Origin of the sequence: Herbaspirillum sp. 1173, assembly GCF_031455335.1 — a bacterium.
Classification (GTDB): Bacteria; Pseudomonadota; Gammaproteobacteria; order Burkholderiales; family Burkholderiaceae_D; genus Herbaspirillum; species Herbaspirillum huttiense.
The window spans coordinates 1,069,418-1,086,050 of the sequence record NZ_JAVDSP010000001.1; the positions used below are offsets into that span (position 1 = coordinate 1,069,418).

13 protein-coding genes are annotated in these 16,633 nt (G+C 62.9%); 4 read left to right on the forward strand and 9 right to left on the reverse strand.

Features of this window, described 5'->3' with window-relative positions; genetic code table 11:
• Nucleotides 1–15 precede the first annotated feature (15 nt).
• Complete coding sequence (locus J2X56_RS04865) at nucleotides 16–2,520, reverse strand: DUF3141 domain-containing protein (protein ID WP_310158553.1); 2,505 nt, start codon at nucleotides 2,518–2,520, stop codon at nucleotides 16–18.
• A 138-nt stretch (nucleotides 2,521–2,658) separates the two neighbouring features.
• On the opposite strand from J2X56_RS04865, the gene J2X56_RS04870 reads away from it, so the two are divergent.
• Nucleotides 2,659–3,531 carry an HDOD domain-containing protein gene (locus J2X56_RS04870; RefSeq protein ID WP_121041521.1) on the forward strand — a complete coding sequence of 291 codons (873 nt, stop codon included), beginning with the start codon at nucleotides 2,659–2,661 and terminating at the stop codon, nucleotides 3,529–3,531.
• A 20-nt stretch (nucleotides 3,532–3,551) separates the two neighbouring features.
• On the opposite strand, the gene J2X56_RS04875 is transcribed toward J2X56_RS04870, so the two are convergent.
• The 8 genes from J2X56_RS04875 to urtA form a co-directional block, all read right to left on the reverse strand.
• Nucleotides 3,552–3,848, reverse strand: a complete 297-nt coding sequence (locus J2X56_RS04875) for an FmdB family zinc ribbon protein (RefSeq protein WP_121041524.1) — start codon at nucleotides 3,846–3,848, stop codon at nucleotides 3,552–3,554.
• 86 nt (nucleotides 3,849–3,934) lie between these two features.
• Nucleotides 3,935–5,113 carry a formamidase gene (gene fmdA / locus J2X56_RS04880; protein ID WP_013234603.1) on the reverse strand — a complete coding sequence of 393 codons (1,179 nt, stop codon included), beginning with the start codon at nucleotides 5,111–5,113 and terminating at the stop codon, nucleotides 3,935–3,937.
• Nucleotides 5,114–5,161: 48 nt separating this feature from the next.
• Nucleotides 5,162–6,193 carry an aliphatic amidase gene (locus tag J2X56_RS04885; RefSeq protein ID WP_121041526.1) on the reverse strand — a complete coding sequence of 344 codons (1,032 nt, stop codon included), beginning with the start codon at nucleotides 6,191–6,193 and terminating at the stop codon, nucleotides 5,162–5,164.
• Between the two features lie 29 nt (nucleotides 6,194–6,222).
• The gene (gene urtE, locus J2X56_RS04890; RefSeq protein ID WP_034332312.1) at nucleotides 6,223–6,912 is read right to left on the reverse strand and encodes an urea ABC transporter ATP-binding subunit UrtE; all 690 of its coding nucleotides are present in this window, start codon (nucleotides 6,910–6,912) and stop codon (nucleotides 6,223–6,225) included.
• A gap of 25 nt (nucleotides 6,913–6,937) precedes the next feature.
• Entirely contained in the window at nucleotides 6,938–7,705 is a 768-nt protein-coding gene (gene urtD, locus J2X56_RS04895) for an urea ABC transporter ATP-binding protein UrtD (RefSeq protein WP_034332310.1), read from the reverse strand.
• A complete protein-coding gene (urtC, locus tag J2X56_RS04900; protein ID WP_310158560.1) occupies nucleotides 7,702–8,907 on the reverse strand; it encodes an urea ABC transporter permease subunit UrtC in 1,206 nt (401 codons plus the stop codon). The genes urtD and urtC overlap by 4 nt, the downstream gene beginning before the upstream one ends.
• Nucleotides 8,908–8,956: 49 nt before the next feature.
• Nucleotides 8,957–9,874, reverse strand: a complete 918-nt coding sequence (urtB, locus tag J2X56_RS04905; RefSeq protein ID WP_039787923.1) for an urea ABC transporter permease subunit UrtB — start codon at nucleotides 9,872–9,874, stop codon at nucleotides 8,957–8,959.
• A gap of 118 nt (nucleotides 9,875–9,992) precedes the next feature.
• Nucleotides 9,993–11,249, reverse strand: a complete 1,257-nt coding sequence (gene urtA / locus J2X56_RS04910) for an urea ABC transporter substrate-binding protein (protein WP_039788032.1) — start codon at nucleotides 11,247–11,249, stop codon at nucleotides 9,993–9,995.
• A 510-nt stretch (nucleotides 11,250–11,759) separates the two neighbouring features.
• Between urtA and J2X56_RS04915 the strand changes: the two genes are divergently transcribed.
• The 3 genes from J2X56_RS04915 to J2X56_RS04925 all read left to right on the forward strand — a co-directional run bounded on the left by J2X56_RS04915 (nucleotide 11,760) and on the right by J2X56_RS04925 (nucleotide 16,467).
• Nucleotides 11,760–15,206, forward strand: a complete 3,447-nt coding sequence (locus tag J2X56_RS04915) for an ATP-binding protein (protein ID WP_310158564.1) — start codon at nucleotides 11,760–11,762, stop codon at nucleotides 15,204–15,206.
• On the forward strand, nucleotides 15,184–16,176 hold the full coding sequence (locus J2X56_RS04920) for a response regulator transcription factor (RefSeq protein WP_121041530.1): 993 nt from the start codon (nucleotides 15,184–15,186) through the stop codon (nucleotides 16,174–16,176). The genes J2X56_RS04915 and J2X56_RS04920 overlap by 23 nt, the downstream gene beginning before the upstream one ends.
• A gap of 93 nt (nucleotides 16,177–16,269) precedes the next feature.
• Entirely contained in the window at nucleotides 16,270–16,467 is a 198-nt protein-coding gene (locus J2X56_RS04925; RefSeq protein ID WP_008329502.1) for a hypothetical protein, read from the forward strand.
• Nucleotides 16,468–16,633 lie beyond the last annotated feature (166 nt).

The following is a 16,633-nucleotide window of genomic DNA, read 5'->3' on the forward strand; positions in this document are numbered from 1 at the left end:
CTGGCCTTGAGTGTTTCAGCTGCGCTTGGACCGCGTGCGCGCCGGTGTGCCGCTCCTGGTGGTCTTGGTGGTCCCCGTGGCTTTGGCGATGGGCGCAGACTTCGCTGTCTTGGCGGAGGTCTTGGTCTTGGCGCTGGCAGGCTTGGCCGAGGATGCGCTTCTGACCGGCTTCGGCGGCGCACTCACCTTGGCCGGCTTGGCCACGGACGCAGGCGGGCGTGCGGCCCGCTTGCGCGGTGCTGGCGCCGGTCGCGCCGGTTCCTCATCAGACGACGGCAAGGTCAGCGCATCATCGTCTTCACCGATGGCCTTGGTCAGCTTGCGGGCCAGCGCGATCACGCGATCGGGATCGACCTCCAGCGTTGCAACCAGCAGTTCGATGATTTCCGAGCGCGGATTGGCCAGCGTCGGTTCGATCATCATCACCGCCGCTGCCAGTGCCAGCGCGCGCTCGCGCGAGGCTGCATCAGGCAGCATCTGCCCGAGTGCATTGAGCGCCTCCACAGGGGCCACCGCGGTAATGCGTGCCTGCTCCTTCAGCAACTGCACCCAGTTGGTCTGGGGCGACACGCTGGCATGCATGTTCGGCAGTTGCGCCAGCAGCCTGGCCAGACGCAGGCTGCGCCGTTCGAACGCACCGATGGAGACCATGCCGGCGATGACGATCCGGCAAACCGCTTCGGCAAAACCGCCGTCGGCTATCTGGCCAATGACCGTATCACGGTAGCTTCCCAGCTCCTGCTGCGCCCAGCGCTGGGCCAGATCGGCATCCGGCTCGCGCGGCGGCAGCCAGGCACCCAGTCCGGTCGGACCGAACAGCTGGCGCGTCATCCGTACCGTGCGGGCATCGCGCTGGTCGCGCCAGGCATTGAGCTCGTCGGTGATCTTCTGCGCCATGCGGCGTTCGTATTGCTTCAGCGGATGGTCGGGGTCGAGTTGTACCCGGTGCGTGCGCGCGGCAGCAGCTTGCTGGCGAATGAAGGCGGCGGCCGGGTGCTTGTCCGAGAACAGTTGCCGCTGCATGCGCAAGGGATTCATGCGCATCAGCGCATTGGCGCTGTCGCGGGTGGCCGTCATGCGCACCCACGGACGCACCCAGGTCTTGTACCACTGCGCATTGAGTTGCGACCACTGGCTGATGGTCGAGAACAGCGACTCTTCCTCTCGGCCTTCGGGATTGAGCTTGCGCAGGTCTTCCATGGTGCGGTGCTGGTAGTGCACCGTGTAGTCACCCGGCTCCAGCGCATCCCAGCGCTGGGTCGCGCGGCCGTCCTTGCGTTCCAGCTTCATTTCGTAGAGCCCTGGTGGCAGGCTCTCGATGACGTCCAGCGAGCTGACCAGCTGGTCGTGTTCCTTGAGCGCCACCGAGCCGCCCACGAAGATGCCCAGATGGCCCACGCTCTCGTGCAGCACGTAGATGATGGTGCGGCCGGCGGCGGCGATGGCCCGCTCGTCGCCCCAGACATCGATGATCCAGTTCAACGCCTGCGGCGGCGGCGTGATGTTGTCCCCCCAGGAGGCGAAGACCACGATGGGCGCCGTGATGTCGCGCAGATTGACAACCCTGCCCTTGACCTCCAGCTCTCCGCGCGCCAGCTTGTTGCCCACGAACAGATTCTCGGTGATGGCCTCGATCTCTGCCCCGGTCATTCGGAAGAAACCGCCCCACCAGCGTTCGAATTCCAGGAAACGCGCTGCCTCCTGATCGACTCCGGCCCAGAGGTTGTAATACTTGCTCCAGAAGGTATTGGCCGGATTGAGCTTCTCGAAGTTCTCGACCAGATAGGCGCCATCGAAGCGGTCGGCCCCGAGATCGGCGGCCAGCGAGGCCAGCCAGGTCCCGCCGAGGTTGGCACCGCTGTAGCGCATGGGATTGAGCGTGGAGCTGCCGGCCCAGTAGGAGGCCGGGGCACCGACCATCATCAGCGGCCCGAACAGCTCGGGCCGCACGGCATCGAGCGTCATCATGGCCCAGCCGGCCTGGCAATTGCCGATCACTACCGGCTTGGCCGGGCATTGCGGATGGCGGCGTATCACTTCTTCGAGGAAGCGCGCCTCCGCATCCATCACGGTGACCAGCGTCTGGCCCTCCTCGGGCTCGGGCCGGAAAGTGACGAAATACACGGTATGCCCGGCCTTCATCGCCATGCCCACTTCCGAATCGAACTTGAAGCCGCCAATACCGGGGCCGTGTCCGGCGCGCGGATCGACCACCACCACCGGTCGCGCCTGTGGATCAACCGGCAGGCCCGGCGGCGGTTGCAGGCGCAGCAAGGCGTAGTTGCAGGGCTGCGGCAGGTCGTGACCGTCCAGCACCAGTTCGTGCTCGAATTTGAGGAGCGGCGGCGTGCCCTGCTCCAGATGCTCCAGGTAGTCATTGCCCCGGTCGAGCAAGGTATCGAGGAAAAGGAAACTGCGCTGCACGCAATCCTGCACATAATTCGGTACATCTCCCCACGCCCCGGCGGGCGTGACGGGCTGCTCGGGAGGATGCGGGTCGGACGTCTTGCGGCTTGCCATGGGTGCACTCCGGTCAAGTGAGACTTCCATCATACTGACCTGGATCGTCAGCAAATCGTCCGAACTCTGCGACAATGGAACCGCAATTCCCGGAATTGCCTGCAAAAACCACACAAACCATTGCATGGAGGAACTGTCATGGAGCTCAAGAGCCTGGTAGACCAGCCCGGCAAGCTGCCGACCATCCCCAAGGTCGTGCAGCAGCTGATGACCAGCTTCAACAGCGAGGAAGTCTCGGCCCAGGATATCGCCCACCAGATCGCGGCCGACCCGACGCTCACCGCCAAACTGCTGCGACTGGCGAACTCGGCGTTCTTTCACGCTTCGCGCACCATCGGGACGGTCGACGATGCGCTGCGCATGCTGGGTTTCATCATGGTGCGCAATCTGGTGCTGGGCAATGGCATGGTGGCGGCTTTCAAGAGCACGCGCGGCATGGAGCTGCCGCAGTTCTGGCGACATACCCTCTACACCGCCGTGGCAGCGCGCTGGCTGTCGATGCACGCCGGCATCCACGGCGAAGACAATGGCGACGCTGTCTTCACCGTCGGCATGATGCATGGCATCGGCCAGTTGCAACTGCATGCGGTGGCCGCCGCGACAGTCGCCCCGCTGGACAAGCAATGCAACGTGCTCGACGGCGACCGCGCCGAACGGGAAAAGCAGGCCTGGGGCTTTCACTACGCCGATGTCTCGGCCGAACTGGCGGCGATCTGGAATTTCCCTGAAGCGCTGGTCACGGCACTGCGCTCGGTGCCTGATCCGCTGGCAGCGGGCCGGCTCGACCGCGCCGCTGCCTGGGTACACCTGGGCGCGTGGGCCGCACGCGTGACCGTGCTGTCACTGGATGACGAAGCCGCACTGGCCACCTATCCGGTGGCCGTGGGCAAGAGGCTGGGCGTGGATCCGGCCTGGATGCCGGTGCTGGTGAAGCGCGATCCCGACAAGGCCGAGCGTGCCATGCCCTCGCTCACCGAACTGGCGGCGGGGCTGGACGCCATGCTGGAGTAACTGGAGCAATCCGGCCGGCCTCAGGTCGCGCAGATACTGCAGCTGTGTCCCTTGCAGTTGTGCAGCACGCTGCTGCGGCCTGCCCCTGCATGGGTGCCCGGCCCGGTCGCCCCCTGCCCGGCCAGTTGCTCGGCACCGTTGCGCGGCTGCCAGCGATGCTTGACCTGCAAGCCGACATGACCGCCCGTGGCCATGGGTGAGGCGGCCGTCTCCTCCTTGCAATAGGGACAGCAAGTCTGGCCGTGCAATCCCTGAAGGGGAATGAGGCGTTCGAAGATGCCTTCGCAATGGCTGCAACGAATGTCATACAAGGGCATGGGGACTCCTTCACCAATCCGTTATCACGAAAAAAACCGGCCAGGCCTGCGCCCGGCCGGGAACACACACGTCACTGCGTTGATCGCTAGCCCTTGCGGCCCCAATAGGATTTGTCGTTGAGCATGCCCTTGGGCGTGATGTCCTGATCGAAGATGGAGGTCGGCAAGGCCACCGTGCAGGCGCAGTTGGGAATATCGACGATGCCGCCGATGCGCCCTTCCACCGGCGCGGCCGTCAGCAGCATGTAGGCCTGGCTGCCGGTGTAGCCGAAGTGGGTCAGGTAGTCGATGGCCTTCAGGCAGGCCTGGCGATAGGCCACGGTGGCGTCGAGGTAGTAGTTCACGCCGTTTTCCACACTGATGCCTTCGAAAGTCAGCCACTGCTCGTAATGCGGCTTGACGATGCTGGGCATGAAGATGGGCGAGGTGATGTTGTACTTGGCCATGCCGCCCTTGATGAGGTCGAAGCCGACGTGGCTCACGCCATCCATCTCGATGGCGCCGCAGAAACCGATCTCGCCATCACCCTGCGAGAAGTGCAGGTCCCCCATCGAGAAACCCGCGCCCTTCACGTACACCGGGAAGAAGATGCGGGTGCCTGCCGACAGGTCCTTGATGTCGGTGTTGCCGCCATGCTCGCGCGGCGGCACGGTGCGGGCGGCAACCTTGGCCATCTCGTCGAATTTCGCACCGGTCAGGCCGCGCAAGACGGCAGTGCTGGGGTTCGGTGGTTGCGCCAGGCCCTTGGCGGCCAGCGGCGCTTCCCGGCGATTCCACTCAGCCAGCAGATCGTGGGACGGCAGGCAACCCATCAGACCAGGGTGGGTCAGGCCTGCGATGCGCACGCCCGGAATATGGCGCGAGGTGGCATACAAGCCCTTCAGGTCCCAGATCGCCTTGTCGGCTTCGGGGAAATAATCGGCCAGGAAGCCGCCGCCGTTTTCCTTGGCAAACACGCCCGAGAAACCGACCGGGGTGACCGGCTTGATGTCCAGCAGGTCGATCACCAGCAGGTCACCCGGTTCTGCGCCTTCGACGTGGAAGGGACCGGTCAGCGGATGGGCGCGGGTGAGGTCGACGTTCTTGACGTCGGAGACATCGTCAGTGTCCTGGATCTGCGCGTCGAGGAAGTCCAGCGACTCGATCAGGATGGATTCGCCCGGCTTGACCGAGGCCAGGAAAGGCAGGTCCGGGTGCCAGCGGTTGTGACCCAGTTCAGCCTGCTCTGCCAGCGGGACGCCGGGCTTGATCTTGAAGTGTTGCATGCGATCTCCTTGGTGGTGGATGTGTGATGAGGCCTTGCGCCTTCGGCCTCAGGCTGCCGGCTCGGTGGGAATCCCCGGCATCGGGCATTCGGGCGTACCGGCACTGTTGCGCGTCAATGCCTCGACCTGGGCGCGTGCAGCCGCCGGGTCGTTGACCCAGGTGCGATAAAAGTCGAAGGGACACTCGGCCACGCCGGCCGGCGATTCGCCAGAATTGATCTTGCCGGTGTAGCCGCGATGCAGCAGCTTGTAGAGGTGGTTCTGCGACTGCCAGTTGCGGCGTGCATCGCGGATGGCCGAGACCGACAGTTCGGCATACTGGATGCCCATCTCTTCGGTACCGCACTCGCCCAGCGTGCGGCCGTCGAAACCGACGATGGCCGAATGGCCGAAGTAGGAATAGACGCCATCGAACCCTGATGCATTGGCCACGGCCACATACAGGTTGTTCATCCAGGCCATGGCCTTGGAGACCATGATCTGCTGTTCCTTGGCCGGATACATGTAGCCCTGGCAGCGCACCACCAGTTCCGCACCCTTCATGGCGCAGTCGCGCCAGATCTCGGGATAGTTGCCGTCATCACAGATGATGAGGCTGATCTTCAAGCCCTTGGGGCCGTCGCAGACGTAGGTGGTATCGCCCGGATACCAGCCCTCGATGGGCGTCCACGGCATGATCTTGCGATACTTCTGCACGATCTCGCCCTGGTCGTTGATGAGGATGAGGGTGTTGTAGGGCACCTTGCGCGGATGCTCCTCATGGCGCTCGCCGGTGAGCGAAAAGACGCCCCACACGCCGGCGATGCGGCAGGCTTCGGAAAAGATGGCGGTCTCGTCGCCGGGGATGGTGGCGGCGGTCTCGAACATTTCTTCACGGTCATACATGATGCCGTGGGTGGAATACTCGGGAAACACCACCAGGTCCAGCCCTGGCAGTCCCTGCTTCATGCCGACCAGCATGGCGGCGATCTTCCTGGCGTTCTCCAGTACCTCGCCGCGCGTATGCAGGCGTGGCATCTTGTAGTTCACCACGGCCACGCCGACGGCGTCGCGGCTGGCTGAAATGTCTCCGTGTCGCATGGGCTTGCTCCTCTGAAAAGACGGTCGGATCAGACCGACAGATACTTGCTGATGGTGGGCGCATCGACGTTCTCGCGCGTGTCCTCGTAGACAAAGCGGCCCTTGTCGATGACCAGAAAACGGTCCGCAATCTCCAGCGTGAAGCTCAGCACCTGCTCCGAGACCACGATGGTGAGCGCACGGATCTTGCGGATTTCCTTGAGGCTTTTGGCGATGTCCTTGATGATGGAAGGCTGTATCCCTTCAGTCGGTTCATCCAGCAGCAGCACGCGCGGGTTGGTCGCCAGTGCGCGCGCAATGGCCAGTTGCTGCTGCTGTCCGCCGGACAGATTGCCGCCCTTGCGGGTACGCATGTCATACAGCACCGGGAACAGCGAATACAGTTCATCGGGCACCTTGCCCTTGGCCGATGCGGGCAAGCCGGTCTGGATGTTTTCCAGCACCGTCATGTGCGAAAAGATCATGCGCCCCTGCGGCACGTAGGCCACGCCGCGCTCGACGCGCTGGTGGCTTTCCAGGCCACCGAGTTCCACGCCATCGATGCTGATGCTGCCGCCGCGCAGCGGCAGGATGCCCATTAGGGTCTTGAACAGCGTGGTCTTGCCCATGCCGTTGCGGCCCATGACGGCGACGATTTCTTCCTTGGCCACCGACAGGTCGACATCGTGGATGACCTTGCTCTGGCCGTAGCCGGAGGCGAGTTGCGAGACTTTGAACATGGCAGGCTCCGAGGATGAGGAAAGTTCAGTGACCGAGATAGACGTCGATCACTTTGGGATCGGACTGCACCTTCTCCATGCTGCCCTCAGCCAGGATTTTCCCCTGGTGCAGCACGGTGACCTTGTGGGCGATGCTCTTGACGAAATCCATGTCGTGCTCGATCACCACCACCGAGCGGCCCTGGCTGATGCGGCCCAGCAGCTCGGCCGTCTTTTCGCGTTCGGACACGCTCATGCCGGCCACCGGTTCATCCAGCATCAAGAGCTCCGGCTCCTGCATCAGCAGCATGCCGATCTCCAGCCACTGCTTCTGGCCGTGCGAGAGCAGGTCGGCTTGCGTATGCAGTTGTTCGTCCAGGAAGATCTCGGCGGCCACCGCTTCCACCCGCGCCACCACATCCGGCGAACGCTTGAAAGTCAGCGCGCCGAACACCTTGCGGCCACGCGGGAAGGACATCTCCAGGTTCTCGAACACGGAGAGGTTCTCGTAGATGGACGGGGTCTGGAACTTGCGTCCCACGCCTACCCGCACGATGGCGTGCTCGCTCATCTTCGTCAGTTCGTGATTGTTGAACTTGATGCTGCCGGAGGTGGCGCGGGTCTTGCCGCAGATCAGGTCCAGCACCGTGGTCTTGCCTGCGCCGTTGGGGCCGATCACCACGCGCACCTCATTGCGCTGCACGTAGAGATTGAGCTTGTCGACTGCCTTGAACCCATCGAAAGACACGGTCAGGTCTTCGATGGCCAGGACCGGATGGGCGTCCGATTCGAAACCGATGGCGTTCTCGCTCATTTGCTGGCCTCCAGGGTCGCGCCCGGCTCGATGCCATCGCGCTTGGGTTCAGGGGTGGATGCTCGGGAAACCGGCTTGGCGGCTTCTGCAGCAACGGGGGCTACCGGCTTGGATGGGCCGCGCAGCTTGTCCATCAGGCGCTTGCCCTGGGTCTGCCAGAGGCCGGCCAGGCCATTGGGGAAATACATCACCACCGCGATGAAGAGACCGCCCATCAGGAACAGCCACAATTCGGGGAACGTTTCGGAGAAGTAGGTTTTGCCAAAGTTCACCAGCAGCGTTCCGTACACCGCGCCCAGCAGCGACATGCGGCCACCCACTGCAGCAAAGATCACCATTTCGATGGAAGGCACGATCCCGACGAAGGACGGCGACATGAAGCCCACCTGCAGCGTGAACATGGCCCCGCCGATGGCCGAGAACATGGCCGCCGCACAGAAGACGAAGACCTTGAAGCTGGCCACGTCATAGCCGGAGAAGCGCACCCGTTCTTCCTTGTCGCGCATGGCCACCAGCAGGCGGCCCAGCTTGGACCCGAGCACATAGCGGCCAAACAGGATGCAGCCGAAAAGCAATCCCGCATTGACGAAATACAGCACCAGCTTGGCGTGGTCGGTGCGGATATCCCAGCCCATCAGAGTCTTGAGGTCGGTGATGCCATTGACGCCGCCGGTCAGCCCCTGCTGGCCGATGATGAGGATGGACAGGATGGCCGCAATGGCTTGCGTGACGATGGAGAAATACACATCCCCCACACGGCGCTTGAACATCGCCAGCCCGATCAGCATGGCCAGCGCGGTCGGTACCACCAGCACGGCAATAATCGTGAAGGCAAAACTATGGAAAGGCTCCCACATGGCCGGCAAGGCGGTGATCTGGTTCCAGTCCATGAAGTCGGGAATGCCCGGCGTGGACTGGATCTTGGTGCTGATGGGGTCAGAGGCTTCGAGCTTGAGGAACATGGCCATGCAATAGCCGCCCAGGCCGAAGAACACGCCCTGCCCCAGGCTGAGGATGCCGCCGTAGCCCCAGCACAGCACCAGGCCCACGGCCACGAAGGCGTAGGACAGGTATTTGCCCACCAGGTTGAGACGGAACATGTCCATCGTCAGCGGGAACACCACCAGCAACAGGGCTGCCATCACAAGCAGGCCAAGCGCACCGGAGCGCCCGCCCAGCAGTTTTTCATAGGCTGCATTCATCATCGGACCTCGCTCATGTAGTTGGATCGGAAGTGGCCATGTTTCAGATTCATTTGCGCACCTTCGCCGAGAACAGCCCTTGCGGACGCAGCATCAGGATCAGGATCACCGCCGACAAGGTCAGCACCTTGGCCATGGAACCGGTCAGGAAGAATTCCGCCGTGGACTGCGTCTGCGCAATCGAGAAGGCCGAGGCGATGGTGCCGATCAGACTCTGCGCGCCACCGAAGACCACCACCAGGAAGGTATCGACGATGTAGAGCGATCCGCTGGTCGGGCCGGTGGAACCGATGGTGGTGAAGGCCGCCCCCGCCACGCCGGCCACACCGCAGCCGAGTGCAAAGGTGGTGCGGTCCACCTTGCGGGTATTGATGCCTACCGCTCCGCTCATGACGCGGTTCTGCATCGTGGCCCGTACCTGCAGGCCCCAGCGTGAACGGAACAGCAATACGAAGATGGCACCGGTGAGCAGCACCGTGAGGCCCATCATGAAGAGACCGTTCAAGGGGATATCGATGGCATCGGTCGGCTTGAAGGAACCCATGAGCCAGTCCGGCAAGGTGGCGCTGACTTCCTTGGCGCCGAAGATGGAACGGAAGGTCTGCTGCATCGCCAGCGACAGGCCCCAGGTCGCCAGCAGCGTATCGAGCGGACGCTTGTAGAGGCGGCTGATGAGCAGCAGCTCGGTGAGATAACCCACGCCATAGGCCACGGCGAAGGACAGCACGATGGCCACGAAAAAATAGAACGGCTGCAAGGCCGGTGCATAGGTGGTGGTCAGGTGCGACAGCAGGTAGGTGATGTAGGCACCGATGGTGAGGAATTCACCGTGGGCCATGTTGATCACGCCCATCTGCCCGAAGATGATGGCCAGGCCCAGCGCCATGAGCAGCAGCACGCAGAAGACCGAGAGGCCATTGAAGCCCTGCATGGCGAAGATGGCGCCGAATTCGGATAGAGAAACCATGATGACTCCCGACGGGGCAGAGTTGCCGATTGGAGAAATGGGCGGCAGCGCCCGCATGTCACTACAGACGCCGCCGCTTTGCTGCACGAAGGGCCGGTGCGGCACCGGCCGGACCGCCTTACTGGTAGCCCTTGGGGAAGGGATTTGGCTCGATCAGTTCGGACTCGTAGACCACCTTGAACTGGCCATCCTTCTGCGCTTCGCCGATGCGGGTCTTGCTCCACAGGTGATGGTTTTCATGAACCTTGACGTAGCCTTCGGGCGCGGTCTTGAGTTCGATGCCGGGCGAAGCGGCCACCACCTTGTCGACATCGAAGCTGCCGGCCTTTTCCACGGCAGCCTTCCACAACCAGGGGCCGAGATAGGCGGCTTGGGTGACGTCGCCGATGACCGAATTGGCACCGAACTTGGCCTTGAACTCGGCCACGAATTTCTTGTTGTTGGCGTTGTCCAGGCTCTGGAAATATTTCATCGAGGCGAAGAAGCCTTCCACGTTCTCGCCGCCGATGCCCAGCATTTCATCCTCGGTCACCGAAATGGTCAGCAGGTTCTGGGTCTTGGCGGTCACGCCGGCGGCCTTCAGCTGCTTGTAGAAAGCGACGTTGGAGCCACCGACCACGTCGGCGAAAATCACGTCGGGCTTTTTCAACTTGATCTTGTTGATGAGCGAACCGAATTGCGTGTTGCCCAGCGGGTAGTATTCCTCGCCCACCACCGACCCCTTGAGCACGTTCTCGATGTGCTTGCGGGCGATCTTGTTGGAAGTCCGCGGCCAGATGTAGTCCGAGCCAACCAGGAAGAAGGTCTTGGCCTTCTTCTCCTTGGCCACCCAATTCAGGCCTGCCAGCACCTGTTGCGTCGCCTCCTGACCGGTATAGAACACGTTCTTGGATTGCTCCAGGCCTTCGTAGAAGGTCGGGTAATACAGCAGGCCATTGTCCTTCTCGAACACCGGCAGCACCGCCTTGCGCGAGGCTGACGTCCAACAGCCGAAGACGGCAGCCACGCGGTCGTTTTCCAGCAGCTTCTTGGCCTTTTCGGCGAAGGTCGGCCAGTCGCTGGCACCGTCTTCCTGGATGATCTTGATCTTGCGGCCGAGGATGCCGCCCATGGCATTGATCTGGTCGATGGCCAGGCGCTCGGCCTGGATCGAACCGGTTTCGCTGATGGCCATGGTGCCGGTAGCCGAGTGCAGCTGGCCGACCGTGACTTCGGTATCGGTGATGGCCAGCTTGGTGGTGTTGACCTTGGCGGTCGGATACTGCTGGGCCGAGGCCATGCCCGGCAGGGCCGCTGCTGCCGCCCCGGCGGCCAGGCCCATGAGGATCTTGCGGCGCGGGAGCGAGGGAGGATTGGAAGACGAGGAATGCGACATGCGGTACTCCTTTCGGGCGTTGTTGTTGGACTCGGTCTGGGCCATCGTGGCGTCATGCAAGCGGTGAAACGAAGACCGGACAAGTCACTGCCCCGGCAGTGGCGCAGCTCGGGAAACCCCGTCCATCACACGGTTCCGGCGCTTCGTTCTGAGGCGCAGAATAGGTTCGCAGGTGCAGCGCAACAATACGTTGTTTGACGTAAGCCCCCTGCTGGTGCGGCCTGCCGGCCTGCACAGCTTTTGATCATGGCTTGCCTGCTGTTGGTGCGCACTTTGCGTGCAGGGCGTCGGGATGCGGCGACGGCGTTCATGCCGGCTGCCTTTTCTTGGTGAATTCTCATGTCATGCAGACAGGCATCTACGTCATTTGACGTATGCCCTCTTGCCCCGAATGGTTTGAAAATTGCTTGGACATAAACACGAGCCAGGCAGCCCGTCTGCGCTACAGCACACTGACAGAATGCTGACGGACATGAGCCACCGGAACCCCCGACCCCACCAAGAGCCAACGTGACCCATCCCGCCACACAACGCATCGTCAAGGTCAGGCGCGACTACAACACCTGGGTCGCCAACGAGACGCTGGAAGACTACGCGCTGCGCTACACGCCGCTGTCCTTTCGCCGCTGGTCCGAATTTCGCCTGGCCAACACGGCGCTGGGGGCCACCTCCTTCCTGGCGCTGGAAGCCATCAGCGGTGCCATCACCCTGAGCTATGGCTTTACCAATGCCTTCTGGGCCATCATCTGCGTGATGGTGCTGTTCTTCGCGACCGGCCTGCCCATCAGCTATTACGCGGCGCGCTACGGGGTCGACATGGACCTGCTCACGCGCGGCGCCGGCTTCGGCTACATCGGTTCGACCATTACCTCGCTGATCTACGCCAGCTTCACCTTCATCTTCTTCGCGCTGGAAGCGGCCATCATGGCGCAGGCCATCGAGATCTATTTCGGCCTGCCGCTGGTGTATGGCTATGTGCTCTGTTCGCTCATCATCATCCCCATGGTGGCCTACGGCATCACCCTCATCAATCGCCTGCAGATGTGGACCCAGCCGCTGTGGCTGGTGCTGCTGGTGCTGCCCTATGCCTGCGTGCTGTACAAGGAACCGGAGGCACTGTCGAACCTGATGAGCTTCGCGGGCCGTGCCGAAGAAGGCAGCTCCTTCAACCTCACGCTCTTCGGCGCTGCCGCCACGGTGGCCTTCTCGCTCATTGCGCAAGTGGGCGAACAGGTGGACTTCCTGCGCTTCCTGCCGCAGAAGACCGCCGCCAATCGCGGCCGCTGGTGGAGCGCCCTGCTGCTGGCCGGACCCGGCTGGATCCTGCTGGGCGGGGCCAAGATGCTGGGCGGAACGCTGCTGGCGTTCCTCGCCATCCAGCATGAAGTGCCCATGGCGCGTGCCGTGGAGCCGACCCAGATGTACCTGATCGGCTACCAGTACGTGTTCGGCAATCCGGCCTTTGCGCTGGGGGCGGTGGTGCTGTTCGTGGTGGTGTCGCAGATCAAGATCAATGTCACCAATGCCTATGCCGGCTCGCTGGCCTGGTCCAATTTCTTTGCGCGCCTCACGCATAGCCATCCGGGGCGCGTGGTGTGGCTGGTGTTCAATGTGCTGATCGCGGTGCTGCTCATGGAGCTTGGGGTGTTCAATGCACTGGAACACGTGCTGGCGCTCTACAGCCTGGTGGCCATCTCCTGGATCGGGGCCGTGGTAGCCGACCTGGTCATCAACAAGCCGCTGCGCCTGAGCCCGGCGCACATCGAATTCAAGCGCGCGCACCTGTATGACGTGAACCCCGTGGGTGTGGGATCGATGGTGATTGCCACCCTGCTCTCCACGCTGGCCATGTCGGGCGTGCTGGGCAAGACCATTGCCGCGATGGCCCCCTTCATCGCATTGGGGACGGCGCTGGTGACGGCGCCGCTGATCGCGCTGGCCACCGGCAGCCGCTACTACATCGCGCGGCGCGATACGCTGTCCGAGCAGAACTATCGGCCCGTCACGCCCGGACAGGCGCACTCGGTACTGGATTGCGTGATCTGTGGCAATGCGTTCGAGACGCCGGACATGGCGCATTGTCCAGCCTACCAGGGGGCCATCTGTTCGCTGTGCTGTTCACTCGATGCACGCTGCAAGGACCGCTGCAAGACGCCCCGCGCACGCCTGCCCAACCAGATTCTTCATACGCTACGCCAGCTGATCCCGGCGCGCTTCGCACTCAAGCTCAATACGCGCATCGGGCATTACCTGAGTGTCTTCGGGCTGTTGGCCGGCGGGCTGGCCATCGTGTTGTGGATGCTGTATTTCCAGCAGATGGCCGATCTTTCCGGGCTGAGCTTGTCCGCACCGGATTCATTGCGGGGCGTCTTCATCAAGCTGTTCTGCCTGCTGCTGGTAGTGGTTGGCGTCGGTGCCTGGTGGCTGGTACTGACCAACGAGAGCCGCGCCGTCGCCCAGGAAGAATCGGAACGCCAGACCAACCTGCTGCTGCAGGAAATCGAGGCCCACAAGCAGACCGATGCCGAACTGCAGCGCGCCAAGGAAGCCGCCGAATCGGCCAACCTGGCCAAGAGCCGCTTCGTGGCCGGCATGAGCCACGAATTGCGCACGCCCCTGAACAGCATCCTCGGCTATGCCCAGATTCTGCACGTGGATGCCACCATCCCGCCGGCCCGCAAGGAAGCCATCGCCATCATCCGCCGCAGCGGCGAACACCTATTGAGTCTGATCGATGGCCTGCTCGATATCGCCAAGATCGAAGCCGGCAAGATGCGCCTGGCCTCGGACGAGCTGGCGCTGGAAGCTTTCCTGGAACAGATCGTCGGCATGTTCGCGCCACAGGCCGAACAGAAGGGGCTGCACTTCCGCTTCGAGAAATCCGGACGCCTGCCGCAGATCGTGCACGCGGACCAGAAGCGGCTGCGCCAGATCCTCATCAACCTGCTGGGCAATGCGGTGAAATTCACCGATCACGGCGGCGTCACGCTCAAGCTGCGCTACGCCCGCGAGATCGCGTATTTCGATGTGATCGACAGCGGCATCGGCATTGCCGACGAGGACCTGGAACGCATCTTCCTGCCCTTCGAGCGCAGCAGCGCCGCCAATCTGCGCGAAGACATCGGCACCGGCCTCGGTCTGGCCATCAGCCGCATGCTGGTGCACATCATGGGCGGCGAATTGAGCGTGCAGAGCCGGGTCGGCCAGGGCAGCAGTTTCCATCTCAAGATCTACCTGCCTGAAGTACACGTCCCGCGCCCGCGCATCAAGCTGGAAGACCAGATGTCGGGCTACGCCGGTCCTTCTCGCCACATCCTGGTGGTGGACGACCAGGCCTCGCAACGTCGCCTGCTCAGGGACATGCTCATGCCGCTGGGATTCGTGGTGAGCGAAGCCGACAGCGGACTGGCCTGCATGGAGCGTCTGGGACGCGAAGTACCGGACCTGATCCTGCTGGACATCGCCATGCCGCAGATGGATGGCTGGACGGTGGCCCGCGCCATTCGCGCACGCGGGCTCACGCAGTTGCCCATCCTGCTGGTCTCGGCCAATGCCTTCGAGAACCTGCATGAGCGCAACGAGCCGCCGCTGGTCAATGACTTCGTGGTCAAGCCGGTCTCGTATCACGAATTGCTGGGCAAGATCCGCCAGCATCTGCAACTGGACTGGGTGGCGAGCATCCTTCCTGCTGTGCCGGCAGAAGTGCCACCGCCATCTGCGGCGCCACAGGCCCTGATGCTGGTGCCACCGCAAGAGAAGCTGGCCACCCTGCTGGAACTGGGCAGCATCGGCTACGCCAAGGAAATCCTGCGCCAGCTCGACGCCATGGAGCGCCAGCAGCCGGCCTACCTGCCCTTCACCACCGAGCTGCGGCAGCTGGTCAAGCAATTCCGATTGAACGAATACGTCACCCGCATCAAGGAGCTGATCCGACATGATCTCAACGACGTTCGATAGACACGTGGTACTGATCGTCGATGACATGCCCGACAACCTGGCCATGTTGTCCGACGCGCTCGATGAGAGCGGCCACATCGTGCTGGTCGCCACCGACGGCCTGGCGGCGCTGGAGCGGCTGGATCACATCACGCCCGACCTGATCCTGCTGGATGCGATGATGCCCGGCATCGATGGCTTCGAGACCTGTCGCCGCATCAAGCAGGTCAAGCGCGTGGCGCATGTCCCGGTGGTGTTCATGACGGGCCTGTCGGAGACCGAGCACGTGGTGCGCGGCTTCGAGGTCGGCGGCATCGACTACGTGACCAAGCCGATCCGTCCGCAGGAGGTAGTGGCGCGCATCGGTGCGCATATCCGTACTGCGCGCATGATGACGCAGACGCGCGGCATGCTGGAACATGCGGCACATGCGGTGATCGTTCTGGGCGGCAATGGCTTGCCGATGTGGCAGACCAGCAAGGCCTCACAGTGGCTGGAAAAATACTATGGCCCGGCGGCACCGGCCAGTCACAAGCTGCCCGGGCCCTTGCAGGTCTGGCTCAACGAGCAGCTGGTACGGCAGCGCCAGGGCGAGAGCCTGGATCACGTACCGCCGTTGATCGTGCGCCAGCAACAGGATGAACTGCACATCACCCTCTCCGGTCCGGGTCAGGGGCATGGCGTGAGTCTGGTGCTGGAGGAGAAAATCGCTGGCGGGGCGCAGCGTGGCGAAGAGCTCATGGTCCTGCCGGCCACTCTGGAAGGCGCGCGCCTGACGCCGCGCGAAAGCGACGTGCTGCTCTGGCTGGGCAAGGGCAAGACCAACCGCGACATCGCCGAGATCCTCGGCATGAGTCCGCGTACCGTCAACAAGCACCTGGAACATATCTTCGTGAAGCTGGGGGTGGAGACGAGATCGGCGGCGGCGGTGCTGGCCAGCAGTATCGCGGCGGCCAGCGGTACCAGCAGCGGCAGCCAGTTGCTGCAATGAACCCGGCCCAATAAAAGTGCGCACGCATGGCCGGTTTGGCCTATCCTTGCACAGGGCACTCACGCCCATCATTACCGAAGCAAAGGAGTCAACATGCCCAAGAAAGAGAAACTGGACCCGGAAACCGAAGCCCTGATCCAATGGTGTACCGAAGTCGAGCAATTCCTGGTCAAGGGCGGTGCCACGCTGGACCAGGCACAAGAGCACATCGAGGAACAGGTCGAATGGTTCACTGACCTCTACTACGATGGCCTCACCCCGGAAGAAGCCGCCAAGGAAGCCCTGGCCTGATTCTCATCCGCCACTCCCCCAACCGCATCCCGGCCCGCAAGGCCGGGATTTTCTTTGGCTGACACGCTGCACCGTGACACCGGGGCCGCCGAGGCAGACCACCGCTCACAGGACAAGGCAAGTGAAACGCCTTTGATCTGAGCTGAACCCGGCCAACGTTACGCAG

Bases quoted from the DNA above. Each gene is read 5' to 3' on its own strand.
- J2X56_RS04865 (WP_310158553.1), bottom strand. From the start codon at position 2,520: ATGGCAAGCCGCAAGACGTCCGACCCGCATCCTCCCGAGCAGCCCGTC.
- J2X56_RS04870 (WP_121041521.1), top strand. From the start codon at position 2,659: ATGGAGCTCAAGAGCCTGGTAGACCAGCCCGGCAAGCTGCCGACCATC.
- J2X56_RS04875 (WP_121041524.1), bottom strand. From the start codon at position 3,848: ATGCCCTTGTATGACATTCGTTGCAGCCATTGCGAAGGCATCTTCGAA.
- fmdA (WP_013234603.1), bottom strand. From the start codon at position 5,113: ATGCAACACTTCAAGATCAAGCCCGGCGTCCCGCTGGCAGAGCAGGCT.
- J2X56_RS04885 (WP_121041526.1), bottom strand. From the start codon at position 6,193: ATGCGACACGGAGACATTTCAGCCAGCCGCGACGCCGTCGGCGTGGCC.
- urtE (WP_034332312.1), bottom strand. From the start codon at position 6,912: ATGTTCAAAGTCTCGCAACTCGCCTCCGGCTACGGCCAGAGCAAGGTC.
- urtD (WP_034332310.1), bottom strand. From the start codon at position 7,705: ATGAGCGAGAACGCCATCGGTTTCGAATCGGACGCCCATCCGGTCCTG.
- urtC (WP_310158560.1), bottom strand. From the start codon at position 8,907: ATGAATGCAGCCTATGAAAAACTGCTGGGCGGGCGCTCCGGTGCGCTT.
- urtB (WP_039787923.1), bottom strand. From the start codon at position 9,874: ATGGTTTCTCTATCCGAATTCGGCGCCATCTTCGCCATGCAGGGCTTC.
- urtA (WP_039788032.1), bottom strand. From the start codon at position 11,249: ATGTCGCATTCCTCGTCTTCCAATCCTCCCTCGCTCCCGCGCCGCAAG.
- J2X56_RS04920 (WP_121041530.1), top strand. From the start codon at position 15,184: ATGATCTCAACGACGTTCGATAGACACGTGGTACTGATCGTCGATGAC.
- J2X56_RS04925 (WP_008329502.1), top strand. From the start codon at position 16,270: ATGCCCAAGAAAGAGAAACTGGACCCGGAAACCGAAGCCCTGATCCAA.